Below are 15,073 nucleotides of genomic sequence, written 5' to 3'. Positions count from 1 at the left end.
TCTGATTAAATTGATTAGATATTCAAAACAATACCTGGCCACATCTGACAATACTTGACTATTTATTCAATCATTCAATCATTCACTCATTTACTCATTTACTCATTTACTCATTCAAAATTACCTAAACACCGCATTGCCGAACAGCACTTTGCCCTTCTCCAACATCGCACGGAAAACCGGGTCGTCCATTAGGTAGATCACCTGGCCGCGACCCATTTCCTGTGACCCGATAATGAGCGTATTTTTCAGCTTGCCGGCCATTTTGGTGCCGACAAATCCGGCTTTGTAATTATCCTCTTTTAAATAGCCCACATTCCAGCCGTCTCTGAGGTAGTCACGCTCGTAGGCGTCGCGGACGATCGTGAAATAGGCATCGCCGCATCCGAAAGCAAGTGGGTGAGTGCGATCCATCGTGATCTGGAACATACTGCCCGGCGAGGAGTCGCTCGCGTCTTCACGCTGCTGTTCGCCGTATTTTTTGAAAGTACCGTCATCCTTTCTTTTTTCTGAGGATTTCTTGGTTAAACCAAAGCCCATTTTATTGACGAACGCATCGGTCGCATGCTCCATAGCTATCAGTTTGCCCCCGTTTTTAATCCAGCTTTGAAGCGCTTCGAGTTGCTTGTCCTGGATGATGTCGCCATAGCGGCCATCCGGCAGGATCAGGACGTCGATTTCGTTCCAGGGCAGGGCGGCTAGTTTAGCAGCATTGACAATCGTTACCGGGTATTTGATCTGCTGTTCGAAATAATGCCAGACGGCGCCAAATGCGGTTGCAGAAACGCCTTCGCCAGCAATGGCGACCACCTTCGGCGCTTTGAGCGCAACGACATTGTCATTTCCGAAATCGGGACCTGTGCTCACGAAGCCGGTTTTGACAGGCGTGAGCTTCACGCCGTGTTTGTTGGCAAGCGACGTGACCAGGTTATCAAACGAAATACGTTCATTGCCATTTCTGGTGATGATCAATGTGCCGGCCGGGTAGCTGTTTTTGTCCATTTCAAACGACGTATTGGAGGTTTTGACCAGCACGCCGCCCTTCAAAAGCTCGGCCAGGAATGCGGCATCTCCGGCATTCGACCAACCGGCTAGATATGCATACGGTGCAGAGACTGGAATCGTATTTTCAGGTGCAACTGCCTGAATGGCAGCAGGAGTCAGTTTTTCTTTCAAACCGTAGGCCTTCAACCCGAAAATATATGCGAGGCCCCAGCTGGTAACGTCGTACGTCACAGAATCTTCGAGCGCCGGCTTAGGATCAAACAGGATACGCAACAAATTGGATTTGGGTTGATAGGCGCTGATCAGGAGGTCGTTACCGTCTATTTTAACTGTCTGCTCGGTTAGAGTAGTAAGCTCCGTGCCTTTGGCAGAAGACGATTTACTTGCGATACCGTAATTGAATCCCTGGCGGTCGAGCCATTTGCTGAATGCCAGCGTATTTTCACTGCCGCCTGCTTTGACAACATAAGTTTTGAAATTTCCTGCCGGGGTATTGGCGGCGTCCTGATGAAACCGGATAAACTCGGTTACCACTTTCTCTTTTTGTGACATTACGGCTTCCAAAGTGGCCAGACTGGTGGCATAATGGTGCGCAATACGGTTGTTGAGGGTAAGCGTATCGTGTTCGTTCACACGTTCGAGCGCGAGCCCCGCCCGCCCGCCCCCGCCTTGCTCGTACGTGACGCCGATGGCGCCATTGGCGGTGGGCCAGGTGTCGCCGTAGCTGGGGTAAAAGAGGTCGTAGTCGTTCCGGGTGAAATATGCCCAGTTGTTTTTGTCGAAATACTTGCGGCAATATTCGCCCACGAGCTCGTTGAACTGCCGTTGCCAGGCCGTTACGTCCTTGTTGTAGGGCTTAGCGGCCGGCGGGAAGTAGTAGCTTCTTGCAGCGCCCATTTCATGAAAATCAGCATGGAAATGCGGCATCCATTGGTTGTATAGTGCGATGCGCTCCTGCGTTTCCTTCTGCGTTTGCCAGGCCCAGTCGCGGTTGAGATCGAAAAGATAGTGGTTGAAACGTCCGCCGGGCCAGGGTTCGTCGTGTTCGAGTGCAAATGGCGTAATGTCCGGCGTGACATTCTGTACGCGGTTGTACCACTGCGTGTAGCGCTCGTAACCGTCGGGATTAATACACGGGTCGATGAGGATCACCATATTTTTGAGAAAATCCTGTGTGAGGGCATTGCCTTTGTTGAGCAGTTCGTACAGCACTTTCATGCTCGTATTGGCCGACACTGATTCATTCCCGTGCACATTGTAGCTCAGCCAAACGATCGGAGGGACGGCAGCATCGGCCTTGCCTGAGAGCAGGCCGATACTTTTCAGGTGATTAGTGCGGATCATTTCGAGTTTCGCGATGTTTTCCGGCGAAGAAACGAATGCGAGCATCAATGGTCGCCCTTCGTTGGTGGTACCATACTGGACGAGTTTCATCCTGTCCGTATTTTGGGACTGAACGGATTTGAAATAATCGACGATCAGATGGTGGTACGCAAATCTGGAACCAAGCGGGAAGCCCAGGAATTGATCCGGTGTCTGAGTTTGTGCAAATGCAGTTTGAATCGAAAGCAAAATGAAAAGGAAGCGGATCAGTTTGGTCATAGGGAGTGAAACGGCGTAAGTGGGTAAACCCAAAGTTAAAAAGTTACCGGAATTACAACCACTGGAAAAGTGATAAAAAAAGTTTGTATTAAATGGTGTTGAGAATGAGTTAACTAAAAATTAATTGATTTTTATTTGCGGTCAGGTATTGCTTTTTAAAATCCAGTCCTGCATCTTTGCACCACGTTTTCGGAACAGGGAAACGAAAAGTGAAAGAAAGTGAAACAAAAACGCACGAAGTAGGAGACCAGTCGGCCCATTCGTCTAGCGGTTAGGACACGACCCTTTCACGGTTGAAACAGGGGTTCGATTCCCCTATGGGTCACAAAACCGTGCAGTAGCACTTTCAGCTAACACTTTGGAAGCCAGTTGGATGTAATAATCTGACTGGCTTTTTTTCTTGTATTCGGATTACTCGTGGATCGAGGGATCAGGGCGGATCAGTCCGAAAACGGATCAATCTCGAAACTTGGGCTCAATGCCAAAACTTGTGGAGCGCATAAGATCTACTTCCCGTTCGACCTGAATCTGCCAACTAATTCACTCCGTTAGCGAGCTAGTTGTCGCTTAGACTCAGTTGTTTATGAATTTTTGCATTTTTTTAACTTTTATTTTTCTCATTAAATTTTAGCGAAGCTTGTCACAAAAATTGTGTCTGGCAATACACCAGGGGCGATTTTGTCGATCTGTTGCTTACCGAACGGATCGTTTCAATAATTCAGTAAGCAATATTATTCTACAAGTATAAAATCTTTTCTAGGTCTTTGTAGTATATTTGGAACGAACGAAAGCGCTGGTTTCAAATTGTATAACATTCGATTATTTCGTTCGCATCGCCCACTTATTTTTTACGCTCTATGAAATTTTTACTGAAACTTGTTTTTGCGGGAGGAGTGATAAGCTCGGTGGCAGCGGCTCCAAACAACGACGCCGGGAGCACAGGTACGCCTGTGGACGGCTTAAATCTGGAAAGCAGTATTGCAAATGACCTGAACGGTTCTTACGAGATCAAGAATCCTTACGCAAAGTCTGCAGACGAATCTTTCACCATCGCGGCCAAAACGGCTGCACCTTTGGCTTCCCGCGTTTCGTGCGGTGGTCGTACCTGGACCGACGGGGAATACCTCGGAAGAACAGGTGATGGCAAGGCAGTGAATATTCTCCTTAAGGAAAACCGGATATACCTCAACTGGGCCGGGACCATTGCGGACAACCTGTTTATTCTTTACCACCTGCAAGAGGGCACTTTCCAGCCAAGTGCCGAGAATGATGCATTGATTCTCGGCTGTATCAACCCGGTTGACCCGAGCACAGCACCCGTGAATATGCTGGGTACCAACGGCAGCGGGCAGATTACCTGTAATGGCGTCACGATGCCGGATGGCGACCGTCTGGGTGTGTTTGTAGGAAGCACGGGTAATACATACCAGTTTATTAAGTATGTAGATGGCCTGTTACGCGTAAAGATCAAGCAGGGAGAGAACGATACCCGTGAGGACAACTATTACATGGGATTGCTTTCCGAGACGGTTACCGGGAACAATGGAAGCTACCTCGATCCACAATGGAGAGGTGTACTGACTACGGCAATGGTTACAGGCTGTTTTTGGCCTAACGCGCCTAAAACCGCTACACCGCTACCTGATAATAACTGCGCATCTGGCCCGGCCATTAGCAACGTAAGCAACATCAGCCAAACGGCTTTGACGGTTTCTTTTACCGGTTCCGGCGTAACCAGCCTGAAATGGCGGATCAAATCGGGTGGCACTGCAGTGAGATCGGGCACGACAAACGATTTCGGCACCGCTACTTCGACGAACATATCGTACTCTTCGCTGGCCCCGGGTAATTATACGTTGGAAATCGAAGGAAACAACTGCGCTTCGGCAGTAAGCAGCCGCGCATTCACAATCAACGAACCTGTGGTAACTATCCCCGACTGCCAGAACGGACCGTCGGTAACCAGCATTACGTCTATCACGCCAAGCAGCGCGACGATCAACTACGGCGGTACCAACTTGCATGTGTTCTCTTGGAGAATCCTGGACGGCAGCAATTTCGCAGTCGGAAGCGGTAAAACGGGTACACTTACATCCAACACAGCCAACCTGAAATTCAGCTATCTGCAAAATGGAACTTATACTTTCGAGTTGAAGGCCGAGGATTGTAAAGCGGCATCGGTGGTTACAAAAAGTTTCAGTATTTCAGCAACCGACACGCGCACTGCCTGTACACGGGGACCTAGTTTGCAGCAGATCGTATCCTCTGGTGAAACCGGCCTGCAATTCCTTTTTGATGGGGATAACGTATTTGCCATCGACTGGAAGATCAAAAAAGACGGCGTTCTTCTTCGCCAGAACAGCGTTGCGCCAACGAGCAATACACCGAGTATCAGCTACAATACATTGGCAACCGGTGCATATACCCTCGAAATTCAGGGTGGAAACTGTAAATCTACGCCTTCAACTATCGCATTTGGTGTGAACGTTCCGCTTCCCATCTACATTTCAAATTTTGAAGGCGAAGCCGTTGAGAAAGGTGTAGAGCTGACCTGGAATGTGGTTGCAGAGCAAGACGGAAAAGAGTTTGAAGTGCTGCGTTTCGACAGCCGTATGTCGAACGAAGAAGTACTTGGTAAAGTAGCACTTACAGATCAGCGGATCGGTAAATACAGCTTCCTGGATGAAAATCCGCTGTTGGGTACAAACTACTACCAATTGAAGCAGATCGATATCGACGGTACTTTCACCAAAAGTAAAATCGTTGCGGTCAATCCGGGTCTTATCTCAGGCACGGTTATCGCGCCAAACCCTGCCCAGGATTATGTGAACATTCAGTTCTCATCCCGCACGGCCGGAACTTCGGATGTAACGATCTACAACCTGGCCGGCCAGCCGGTGAGCAATGCATCGATTCGCATCACGGAAGGCAAAAACAGCCATCGCTTGAATGTGAAGAAACTGGGCGGCGGACATTACTTTATGAAGATCAACCATGGCGGCGAAGCTACGAAGCTGCGCTTTATTAAGGCTGATTGATCCATCAGATAGCATTCATATGCCAAACGGCCGGGTTGTTCAAGCCCGGCCGTTTTTTGTGCACCTGTTTTAAATAGGATGGGATCTGATCCCGGCCATTCTTTCCAGCGCCAACGTGACCTGCTCAATGCGGTCGACTTGCCCGCGGCTCGGGTCGGAAAACGCCTGCGCGACCGAGCGCATGTACGCCTCGCCCGTGAGGGTATCGAAAAAGGGGTCGTTCATCGCCAGTTTTTCCCGCCATTTAGGCCATTTCCTTGGCTTTCGCGAACCGCTGTAAAGGCCGCTGCTTGATCGGCATCATCGCCGGATCGGTCAAACTTGTTTCGATGTGCATAATGTGTAATTTGCGGTTAACAGATTGTGTTTTACCAAATTTAATTCATTTGAAATTGAAATCAATTCAAAATGAATTAAAAATTGTGACTCTTTTTAATAATGTTTGACTATCAAAGAGTTCGAAGACTTCGCGAGCATTTGCAACTTAGTGAAACCCAATTTGCTAAGAAGATAGGTGTTGCTCAAAGTACCTATCACAGATTTGAAAAAGGCGCGGCAAGTTTGACGGCGGAAGCGATCAGTGAAATTGTCAAACTGTTTGATGTCAATCCATACTGGTTGCTCTTGGGGCAAGGCGGTAAGGACCCTGAGTTTGTCAACAATTCCGAAGTTATCACCATAACTAAAAATGAATACATTGATTTGCAGCGGAAGGCCTTGCAAAACCAGGATGATCGGATAGCGGTGTTGGAGCGGGAGTTGGGGAGGAAGTAACAGCATTTGATATTGCAAAAAGGTCGCAAGTTTGCGACTTTCATTTATTACACAATGTCTCAGGAGAAGCATAGGGGAATTGGTAGAGAAAATTTTATCCAACAATGTTTTCAAACCGTTTAAAGGCTTTTATTGACCACCTTGGTACTTCAATAACTGCATTTGAAGCAAAAATCGGTGTTTCAAAAGATGCGCTGGCGAAGCCTATCAAGAATGGGAAAACAGTTGGGGTAGAAGTATTGGAGAAAATTTTCAATGAATATCCAAAAGTGAACCTTGAATGGTTAGTAGCGGGCGCTGGGGCAATGCTGAAAGAAGGTAATGTTAACAGCGAATCCCTCACCTCTGAGGAGACCGTAACTTTATCCAAAAATGAATACATTGATTTGCAGCGAAAGGCCTTACAAAACCAGGACGATCGGATAGCGGCGTTGGAGCGGGAGTTGGGGAGGAAGTAAAATAGTACTTGATATTTGCACAAAGGTCGCAATTTTGCGACCTTTGTTTTTGTTACACACTATATTAATATGAATGCAAAGGAGTTGATCAAGCTGCTTGAATGCAATGGCTGGTATGAAGCGAGATGCCGTGGTAGTCACCGAATCTTCAAGCATCCGGAAATGTCGCACACAATCCCTGTGGCGTTTCATGGAAGTAAGGATATTCCACCAGGAACTCTGAGCAAAATTTTGAAAGCAGCGGGTTTAAAATAGAATCGTATGAAACTGACTATAATTGTTGAAAAAAACGAAGGGGAACTTTGGGGGCGCATCGAAAATGTGCCTGATTACCTGCCTGTGACATCTGGGGCAACAATCGAGGAGGTCGAACAGAATTTGCGTGAATTGCTAGACGATTATATAGAAAATGAAGGCAGCGCTTACATTGAGTGGAAATCATTAAAATCCTCGGATGTGCAGTTCGATCATGTTTACGATCTAAGCGCATTCTTCGAAGTTTTCGACGATGTAAAAGTCGCTGGGATAGCACGCCGGGCAGGCATTAACCCTTCGTTGGTGCGGCATTACGTTGCTGGAACAAAATACCCCTCACCGCAGCAAGCCAAACGCCTGGAAGCGGCGATCCATGAATTGGGAGAAAAGTTAAGGGAAGTTGTTCTGGCTTAGTATTCGATTTGTTATGACAAATAAAGGAATGCGCCCGAGTCATCCGGGAGCAATATTGGCAGGAATTATTGAAGGATTGCGAGAAGAAACGGGAAAGAATTATTCTACTACCGAAATCGCTCTCGGCCTCACGGTAAGCAGCGAAACGCTTTCTTCCATATTAGATCAAAAGTTGGCCATCAATGCAGAAATGGCAGTCAAACTTTCCGAAGCATTTAATACAAGCGCCGACTTGTGGCTGAATTTACAGCGGAATTATGATTTATGGGAGGCTGAGAATAAGGTCAATCGCGATGATAAATCAAAGCAGTGACCTAGACGGATTTATGCTGATCATCCGTTGTGCCGCCCCGATATCGCTCGGTCACCTTGCCATTCCTATCCAAATAGCCGACCTCCTTCAAATGATCAATCGAAGCCTGACGTGGATCTCCTGACCCATTGATCTCTTTCCTGCGCTCGGCCACATAAGCCCGCACTTTGTCAACCAGTTCCTGTGTCATTTTCGTAGTGTGTTTAGGGAGTACCTCCCGGTTGTCAGATACTCAAAGTTCAAAAATTCCCGGCGCTTTTCCTACCCCTCCGGCTGCAACCGCGCTTCTTTCCACCATTGCGTAAATGTTTGATTCCCTTTCAATTCTACCTTTTGCCCGATGAGCGGGGTTACGAGCGGCATGCCTTGCTTTTGGGCTTCGGTGCTGGCGCGGAGGATGGGTTCGTTCCAGTCGTGGATAGAGAGGGCGAATTTGGCCCAGTGAACGGGCATCAGCTTTTTGGCACCGAGTTCGCGGGCGGCGGTGACGGTTTCTTCGGGCATCATGTGGATGTATTTCCAAGCTTCGTTATACTGGCCGCATTCCAGCAATGCGAGGTCGAATGGGCCAAATTGGGCACCGATCCTTTTGAAATGATTGTCATAGCCCGAATCCCCGCCGATGAAGATTCTTAATGTCGGCGTCTGCAAAACGAATGATACCCACAATGCGCGGTTCCGCTTGAAATCGCGGCCGGAAAAATGCCTCCCGGGCGTTACATTCACCTTAAAGCCATCGCCGAGGTCGGCGCTTTCGTTCCAGTCTTTTTCGATGATGTTGGCCACGTCGTAACCCCAATATTCCAGGTGTTCGCCCGTACCGAGGCCGGTTATGACCTTTCCAACCTTCGTTTTGAGTTTCAGGATGGTTTCGTAGTCGAGGTGGTCCCAGTGGTCGTGTGAAATGAAGAGGTAGTCGATGGCTGGCAAATCTTCCACTTGATAGATATCACTACCCTTAAAGCTCGGTGTCGTGAATTTGAGGGGCGACGCGCTGCCGCTGAAAACCGGGTCGACGAGGATGGTTTTGCCGTCGACCTGCATGAAATAGGACGAATGCCCGAACCAAACCAGTACATTCTCTTCGGGTTTTAAATGCAGTAGGTCTGTCTTTTGAGAGGGGATCAATGCGCCAGGAATATTGTATTTGCTTTTGCCGAAAAAAAACTTCGTGAAAACCTTTAAATAGCTGTTGCCTTCGGTGAGATCGGGGGTGAAACTCTCGTTTTGAAACTGCCCGTCGCGGTAGTGTGGCGATTTTTGGATTCTTTCGAGCCGTGCGCCCGAAGGATGTCTTCCGAATAATGGCTGCTGCATGAAAACATACACGCCAATGGCGATCACCGCCAGAAAGATGAAGAATATCATGAAAGAAAATTTAATGACCCGTTTACGCATAGCATGTGGAGGAGTGGTGAAAGTTTAAACTGGACGAATGTACGGTTTCTTACGTATTTTTGAATTTACTAATCCAAACAAAACCAAACGGTCATGAAGAGAAATGTATTGCTGTATTTATTATGCTTTTTATCGTGGGTAGCCGTCGCCCAGCAATCAGCCCCGGATACGAGCTGGGTCAAAGCCAACTACACCAAAACCGAGCAATACATTACCATGCGGGATGGGGTAAAACTCTTCACCGCCATTTACACTCCCAAAGACGATTCGCAGACCTACCCGATCATTATGCAGCGTACGCCGTATTCGGTGCGGCCCTATGGAGAGAATAACTACCGTCGCACGCTTGGGCCTAATGTGCATTTGATGCGCGAGAAATACATTTTTGTGTACCAGGATGCGCGAGGCCGCTACAAAAGCGAAGGCAACTTCCGGGAGATGACACCGGCGATTGAAAACAAGAAGAGTAATAAAGATGTGGACGAATCGAGCGACACTTACGACACGGTCGAATGGCTTTTAAAAAACACTAAAAATAATGGAAAAGTAGGGCAATGGGGCATTTCGTTTCCTGGCTATTATTCTTCCGCGGGATTGCCGAATGCGCACCCTGCCATGGCCGCTGTTTCACCGCAGGCACCCATGTCCGATGAGTTTATCGGCGACGATTGCTACCACAACGGCGCATTCTTTCTGATGGATAACTTTGGCTTTTACAGCGGTTTTGACGGTCCCAAAAGCAAGGACGGCACCAATTACCAGAGTCATTTCAACGCGGAATACAATGATGCTTACAAGTATTTCCTTGATTTCGGGCCATTGAAAAAGAGCAATGCGGCCCCCTATTTCGCCGATCCGAACAGCATTTGGCGGCAGACGACGGCGCATCCTGTGTATGACGAGTTTTGGCAGTCGCGAAATATCAAAAAACATTTGAAAAACATTAAACCGGCGGTACTCGTCGTAGGGGGCTGGTTTGACGCCGAGGATTTGTACGGCGCATTAAAGACCTACGCGGCGATCGAAAAGCAGAGTCCGGGGAATAACAACCGGCTGGTAATGGGTCCCTGGACGCATGGAGGCTGGGCAGCGCCGGCCTGGAAAAGCTTCGCGCAATACCAGTTTGGTGCCGATGTGAACAAATATTACCAGGAGGAGATCGAGACTAAGTTTTTCAACTTTTATCTCAAAGGAAAAGGTGCATTCGAGCAGTCGGAAGTAACTGTTTTTGAAACCGGCTCCAATCAATGGCGGAACTATGAAGTGTGGCCGCCGAAAAACAGTCAACCTACGACTTATTATTTCGCTAAAAATGGAGGAATGGCTGTGGCAAAACTGCTATCGGAGCCTAGTTCGACTACCTATGAAAGTGACCCTGCCAAGCCAGTGCCGTACACCAACGTGATCAGCGGACACCGCAACAACGAGTACATGGCCGAAGACCAGCGGTTTGCATCGCGCCGCCCTGATGTGGTCAGTTTCCAAACGGACACTTTAACAGAGGATTTGACATTAACCGGTGAAATCGTAGCCAATCTGATGGTTTCCATGACCGGCTCGGATGCGGATTTCATCGTAAAAGTAATAGACGTCTGGCCTGCCGGCTCGACCTTACCTGCTGCGCAAGAAGGTGGCAAACCTGTAATAATGGATGGTTACCAGCAAATGGTGCGTGCGGAAGTGCTGCGGGGGAAATTCCGGAACAGCTTCTCGAAGCCGGAGCCTTTTGTAAAAGACAAAATCGAAAAGGTAACTGTGAAGCTGAACGAAGTGGCGCATACATTCAAAAAAGGCCACCGCGTGATGGTTCAAATACAAAGCAGCTGGTTCCCGCTGGTAGACCGTAACCCGCAGAAATTCATGAATATTTTCGAAGCATCCGAATCGGATTTTCAGAAATCGCGGATTTCGATTCATCACGATGCAGATCACCCCAGTAGCATTACTTTGCCGGTAATGCGCTGAAAAATAATGTCTTTAAATCCTAAATCCCTAAATCCTAAATCAATGAAAAATGTATTCCGGAAAATCCCGGTTTGTTGCGTCGTGCTGTGGCTTGTCACCGGCACGACGGTCGCCTGGGCACAACCCAAGCTCAGGTTTCGCGTTCTGGCGATGGCCGAGCCCGGCGGCCATCACATTGCGTATTCCAAAGCAGCGCGCCCATGGCTGGATTCACTGGCTGCCAAAGAGCATTTCAGCATCGACTATATTGATAAAACGGATTCGGTTAACGAGACTTTTTTGAGCCAATATCAACTCATTATCCAGTTAGATTATGTGCCTTATGCCTGGAAACCCGAGGCAATTGCGGCGTTTGAACAATATATCGACGAAGGCAGGGGGGGCTGGATCGGTTTTCACCATGCTACCTTGCTGGGTGAATTTGACGGCTATAAAATCTGGCCCTGGTTTTCGGATTTTATGGGCGGTATCCGCTATCAGAACTACATCGCCGATTTTGCGGCGGCGACAGTGAAAGTGGAAAATGGCAAGCATCCCGTCATGAAGGGCGTACTGGCATCGTTTCCGGTGCAAAAAGAGGAATGGTATATCTATGATAAAAGCCCGCGGCCCAATGTGGATGTGATCGCGAGCGTCGACGAATCGACCTATCAGCCCGATTCAAAGGTCAAAATGGGTGATCACCCGGTCATATGGTCTAACCCCAGGAAGAAGGCGAAGAATGTGTACATTTTCATGGGCCATTCGCCGGTACTGTTCGAAAGTGCCGTGTACAAAACCATTTTCAAAAACGCCATTCTCTGGGCATCGCAAAAATAGACGGATATGCTGAATAGAATTTTAATGCTTGCACTGATGCTTTTGGTGCAGCAAACCGGCTTTGCGCAAAAGAAAAAGCCGAAGATGAATGCGGTACCTGAAAGCAAATCGTTTTACCAGGCGCGGCTGAATGACGAAGACGCGGTTTATTTCACCTCTGAAAATTTCAAAATCACCAATGACGGGAAAACCGACGTCTCAGACGAATTGCAGCGCGCTATCAATGAGGTGAAAACCAATTACAATTTTGGGATCGTGTTCATTCCCGAGGGCACGTACAAGATCAGTAAGACGATTTATATTCCCACCGCCGTGCGTGTGATCGGTTATGGAAAAAAAAGGCCGCTGATCGTTCTCGCCGACAATGCACCGGGTTTTCAGGAGGAATACCCGCAGGACAAAGGTAATGCGAAATATATGTTCTGGTTCACATCTTCTATTCCGAAGGAGGGACAACCAGTGCCGGATGCCGGAGCCAGTACGTTTTACAGCGCCATGTCGAACGTGGATTTGCGAATTGGCGCGGGTAACCCGTCGGCGGTGGCCTTGCGGACACATTTTGCGCAGCATAGTTTCATTTCGCACGTGGATATTCACGCAGGTACGGGTAAGGCGGGGATGTTCGACGTGGGGAATGAAATGGAAGACGTACGCTTTTTCGGAGGAGAATATGGTATTTATACTTTCAAACCATCGCCGGGTTGGCAGTTTATGATGGTCGATACCTGGTTTGAAGGACAGCGGAAAGCAGCAATACGATCACAGGAATCGGGGCTGACAATCGTACGAATGACAGTGAAAAATGTGCCGACAGTTTTGGAAATCAATCCCAACTTCTATGAAAAGTTGTTTATAGAAGACAGTCGCTTCGAAAACGTGAGCGGGCCGGCATTGATAATCAGCAATGAAAATAATGCGTATACCCAGGTCAGTTTGCGGAATATAGCATGCAAAAAAGTGCCGGTGCTAGCCCATTTTCGTGTCAGCGGAAAGCAGATTGCGGGACAAGGCGAAATGTATCGGGTGAAGAGCCTGAACCACGGCTTGCAAATGGCCGCTATCGATGCAAAGCCGGTGCATACTACCACACATGAAATCGAAATGCTTAAAGCTGAACCCGCGTTTGTCGCGAAGGACATTCCAATTTTCCCTGAGGTCAGTACCTGGGTAAATCTCAAAACACTGGGCGCCAAGGGCGACGGCGTTACGGATGATACCAGAGCCATTCAGGCGGCCATTGACCAGTACGGGGCGATCTACGTTCCGCAAGGCTGGTACCGCATTACCGAAACCTTGAAATTGAAAGAAAGGACAGTATTAATAGGCCTAAACCCCGTTTCTACGCAATTCATTTTACAGGACAACACTCATGCATTCGGAAGTTTCGGGCCGCCGAAACCGATGGTGGAGTCGTCGCTGGGCGGGAGCAATATCGTCACCGGCATTGGCATTTCGACCGCAGCGAGCAATACACGGGCCGTGGGTCTGAAATGGATGGCGGATGCCAATTCCTATGTGAATGATGTGAAATTTCTGGGCGGCCACGGTAACATCACCCGGAAACGCCCGGGGCAGGAGGGGCTGGACAATGCCTCGCATGTGGGCAATGAGCAGCATTGGGACACGCAGTATTGGAGCCTTTGGATAACTAATGGCGGCGGTGGCACATTTAAGAACATCTGGACCGCGAATACCTTCGCATCTGCGGGCACATACGTGTCGAATACATCTACACCCGGGCGCGTATATGCGATGTCGGTAGAGCATCATGTGCGGAATGAGGTGCGATTTAAGAATGTATCCAACTGGAAAGTTTACGCATTGCAGCTCGAAGAGGAGAGTAAGGAAAGTTCGGGGTGCCAGCCGCTGGAAATCGAATCGTGTGATAATATGCTGTTTGCGAACCTGTATATGTTTCGGGTTATCCGCGTAAATACACCCTTTCCGCATTCAATCCGCTCCTGGAACAATCGCAAGCTGGAATTTTTGAATGTGCATAATTATAGTCAGACCAAGTACCCGTCGACAGTGCCCCTATATGATGTTAATTCGGGCATAGAAGTACGTCCGTGGGAGTTTAACCGGCTGGTAATTGATAACCCTAAGCCCCGCGTGAGTGATTTACAGGTTGAGAAAGCTGTGCAACTGGCAAAGGGTTTCGAGTTTGCAGATGGTATTTGTCATGACAGCCAGGGGAATGTGTATTTCAGCGAATCGCGGGCGCGGAGGATCTATAAATGGTCGGCCAGCACGAATGCATTAAGCCTTGTGGCCGACTTTCCCTGGGAGCCGCTTTCACTGGGCGTCGATACGAAGGATAATCTGATAGTGGTATTCAAATATGTTCCCAAACCCGGTTACCTGATCGATGGTAAACCTGAAACGTTCCCCAATCCGCCCGATGCAGCAGGCACCTCTTTCAGCGGTTGGGGTAACAGCGGCTTTGGCACATTGGTGTATGCTATTAATCCCAATCAGCCGGAAGAATCAATACACTTGCTTCGAAAAGTAGCTATCGAAAGTGTGACGGGCATTGTCAAAACACTTAATCCTTCCAACCGTCGCCGCGATTCGGGCGATTTTTTGAAGGTAAGTACCAACCCGTTCAAGGAATGCTGGCTTGCACCGGATGGTGTGACGATCGTGCCGGCGGTGTATGACCTGGCGCGTTCGAATGCGCTGGTGGAGGGACATCCCGGAAACGTACTGTACGGTACCGACGAGTATTTGAAAAGGACGGTTCGGTTCAAAGTAGGCCCGCAGGGGCATTTGATGGAGCCTCGATTATTTGCTGAAAAAGGGGAATTCAGTTCTGCGGTGGACCGTGAAGGTAACGTTTATATTGCGGATGGACAGGTGTATGTATTCGATTCTTCCGGGAAGGAAATTAATATGATTGAAACGCCGGAAAGACCTTCCACCGTGATCGTGGCAGGTGATACGCTTTTCATGACCGGTCGTAATGCGTTGTATGCGGTTAAACTGAAATAAGAATGTATCGAATATAATTAAAACGTCACGCTGAGCGTGGT

At 48.5% G+C, this 15,073-nt stretch carries 13 protein-coding genes and 1 tRNA gene; 10 read left to right on the top strand and 4 right to left on the bottom strand.

Going from position 1 to position 15,073, the window contains the following annotated elements:
* Positions 1-120: 120 nt before the first annotated feature.
* Positions 121-2,607, bottom strand: coding sequence for a M14 family zinc carboxypeptidase (locus tag AC2YIT_RS02840; protein WP_487278168.1), 2,487 nt, complete (start codon positions 2,605-2,607; stop codon positions 121-123).
* Between the two features lie 253 nt (positions 2,608-2,860).
* Between AC2YIT_RS02840 and AC2YIT_RS02835 the strand changes: the two genes are divergently transcribed.
* Positions 2,861-2,932: transfer RNA gene (locus AC2YIT_RS02835), tRNA-Glu, on the top strand.
* Between the two features lie 532 nt (positions 2,933-3,464).
* A complete protein-coding gene (locus AC2YIT_RS02830; RefSeq protein ID WP_487278167.1) occupies positions 3,465-5,645 on the top strand; it encodes a T9SS type A sorting domain-containing protein in 2,181 nt (726 codons plus the stop codon).
* A 69-nt stretch (positions 5,646-5,714) separates the two neighbouring features.
* On the opposite strand, the gene AC2YIT_RS02825 is transcribed toward AC2YIT_RS02830, so the two are convergent.
* Positions 5,715-5,870, bottom strand: a complete 156-nt coding sequence (locus AC2YIT_RS02825) for a hypothetical protein (protein ID WP_430842652.1) — start codon at positions 5,868-5,870, stop codon at positions 5,715-5,717.
* A gap of 213 nt (positions 5,871-6,083) precedes the next feature.
* On the opposite strand from AC2YIT_RS02825, the gene AC2YIT_RS02820 reads away from it, so the two are divergent.
* From AC2YIT_RS02820 to AC2YIT_RS02800, 5 genes are all read left to right on the top strand, one after another.
* Positions 6,084-6,419, top strand: coding sequence for a helix-turn-helix domain-containing protein (locus tag AC2YIT_RS02820; protein WP_487278166.1), 336 nt, complete (start codon positions 6,084-6,086; stop codon positions 6,417-6,419).
* Positions 6,420-6,523: 104 nt separating this feature from the next.
* Complete coding sequence (locus AC2YIT_RS02815; protein ID WP_487278165.1) at positions 6,524-6,877, top strand: hypothetical protein; 354 nt, start codon at positions 6,524-6,526, stop codon at positions 6,875-6,877.
* A 69-nt stretch (positions 6,878-6,946) separates the two neighbouring features.
* Positions 6,947-7,132, top strand: coding sequence for a type II toxin-antitoxin system HicA family toxin (locus tag AC2YIT_RS02810; protein WP_487278164.1), 186 nt, complete (start codon positions 6,947-6,949; stop codon positions 7,130-7,132).
* 6 nt (positions 7,133-7,138) lie between these two features.
* On the top strand, positions 7,139-7,546 hold the full coding sequence (locus AC2YIT_RS02805; protein ID WP_487278163.1) for a hypothetical protein: 408 nt from the start codon (positions 7,139-7,141) through the stop codon (positions 7,544-7,546).
* A gap of 13 nt (positions 7,547-7,559) precedes the next feature.
* Positions 7,560-7,859 carry a HigA family addiction module antitoxin gene (locus AC2YIT_RS02800; RefSeq protein ID WP_487278162.1) on the top strand — a complete coding sequence of 100 codons (300 nt, stop codon included), beginning with the start codon at positions 7,560-7,562 and terminating at the stop codon, positions 7,857-7,859.
* A gap of 1 nt (position 7,860) precedes the next feature.
* Here the strand turns inward: AC2YIT_RS02800 and AC2YIT_RS02795 are convergent, their stop codons facing one another.
* Together AC2YIT_RS02795 and AC2YIT_RS02790 are read right to left on the bottom strand one after the other, a co-directional pair.
* Positions 7,861-8,049, bottom strand: a complete 189-nt coding sequence (locus tag AC2YIT_RS02795) for a hypothetical protein (RefSeq protein WP_487278161.1) — start codon at positions 8,047-8,049, stop codon at positions 7,861-7,863.
* Between the two features lie 71 nt (positions 8,050-8,120).
* Positions 8,121-9,227, bottom strand: a complete 1,107-nt coding sequence (locus AC2YIT_RS02790; RefSeq protein ID WP_487278160.1) for an MBL fold metallo-hydrolase — start codon at positions 9,225-9,227, stop codon at positions 8,121-8,123.
* Positions 9,228-9,350: 123 nt separating this feature from the next.
* Between AC2YIT_RS02790 and AC2YIT_RS02785 the strand changes: the two genes are divergently transcribed.
* Genes AC2YIT_RS02785 through AC2YIT_RS02775 form a run of 3 tightly spaced genes read left to right on the top strand, consistent with a single transcriptional unit; the run spans position 9,351 to position 15,032 of the window.
* On the top strand, positions 9,351-11,222 hold the full coding sequence (locus AC2YIT_RS02785; RefSeq protein ID WP_487278159.1) for a CocE/NonD family hydrolase: 1,872 nt from the start codon (positions 9,351-9,353) through the stop codon (positions 11,220-11,222).
* Positions 11,223-11,264: 42 nt separating this feature from the next.
* Positions 11,265-12,041, top strand: coding sequence for a ThuA domain-containing protein (locus AC2YIT_RS02780; protein ID WP_487278158.1), 777 nt, complete (start codon positions 11,265-11,267; stop codon positions 12,039-12,041).
* Between the two features lie 6 nt (positions 12,042-12,047).
* Entirely contained in the window at positions 12,048-15,032 is a 2,985-nt protein-coding gene (locus tag AC2YIT_RS02775) for a glycosyl hydrolase family 28-related protein (protein ID WP_487278157.1), read from the top strand.
* The last annotated feature ends 41 nt before the right edge of the window (positions 15,033-15,073 follow it).

The organism is Dyadobacter sp. SRI_021 (assembly GCF_057586235.1).
This window is presented reverse-complemented; position numbering and strand designations above follow the sequence as displayed.

Bases quoted from the DNA above. Each gene is read 5' to 3' on its own strand.
- AC2YIT_RS02810 (WP_487278164.1), top strand. From the start codon at position 6,947: ATGAATGCAAAGGAGTTGATCAAGCTGCTTGAATGCAATGGCTGGTAT.
- AC2YIT_RS02795 (WP_487278161.1), bottom strand. From the start codon at position 8,049: ATGACACAGGAACTGGTTGACAAAGTGCGGGCTTATGTGGCCGAGCGC.
- AC2YIT_RS02785 (WP_487278159.1), top strand. From the start codon at position 9,351: ATGAAGAGAAATGTATTGCTGTATTTATTATGCTTTTTATCGTGGGTA.
- AC2YIT_RS02830 (WP_487278167.1), top strand. From the start codon at position 3,465: ATGAAATTTTTACTGAAACTTGTTTTTGCGGGAGGAGTGATAAGCTCG.
- AC2YIT_RS02820 (WP_487278166.1), top strand. From the start codon at position 6,084: ATGTTTGACTATCAAAGAGTTCGAAGACTTCGCGAGCATTTGCAACTT.
- AC2YIT_RS02825 (WP_430842652.1), bottom strand. From the start codon at position 5,870: ATGAACGACCCCTTTTTCGATACCCTCACGGGCGAGGCGTACATGCGC.
- AC2YIT_RS02815 (WP_487278165.1), top strand. From the start codon at position 6,524: ATGTTTTCAAACCGTTTAAAGGCTTTTATTGACCACCTTGGTACTTCA.
- AC2YIT_RS02780 (WP_487278158.1), top strand. From the start codon at position 11,265: ATGAAAAATGTATTCCGGAAAATCCCGGTTTGTTGCGTCGTGCTGTGG.
- AC2YIT_RS02805 (WP_487278163.1), top strand. From the start codon at position 7,139: ATGAAACTGACTATAATTGTTGAAAAAAACGAAGGGGAACTTTGGGGG.
- AC2YIT_RS02840 (WP_487278168.1), bottom strand. From the start codon at position 2,607: ATGACCAAACTGATCCGCTTCCTTTTCATTTTGCTTTCGATTCAAACT.
- AC2YIT_RS02800 (WP_487278162.1), top strand. From the start codon at position 7,560: ATGACAAATAAAGGAATGCGCCCGAGTCATCCGGGAGCAATATTGGCA.
- AC2YIT_RS02775 (WP_487278157.1), top strand. From the start codon at position 12,048: ATGCTGAATAGAATTTTAATGCTTGCACTGATGCTTTTGGTGCAGCAA.
- AC2YIT_RS02790 (WP_487278160.1), bottom strand. From the start codon at position 9,227: ATGATATTCTTCATCTTTCTGGCGGTGATCGCCATTGGCGTGTATGTT.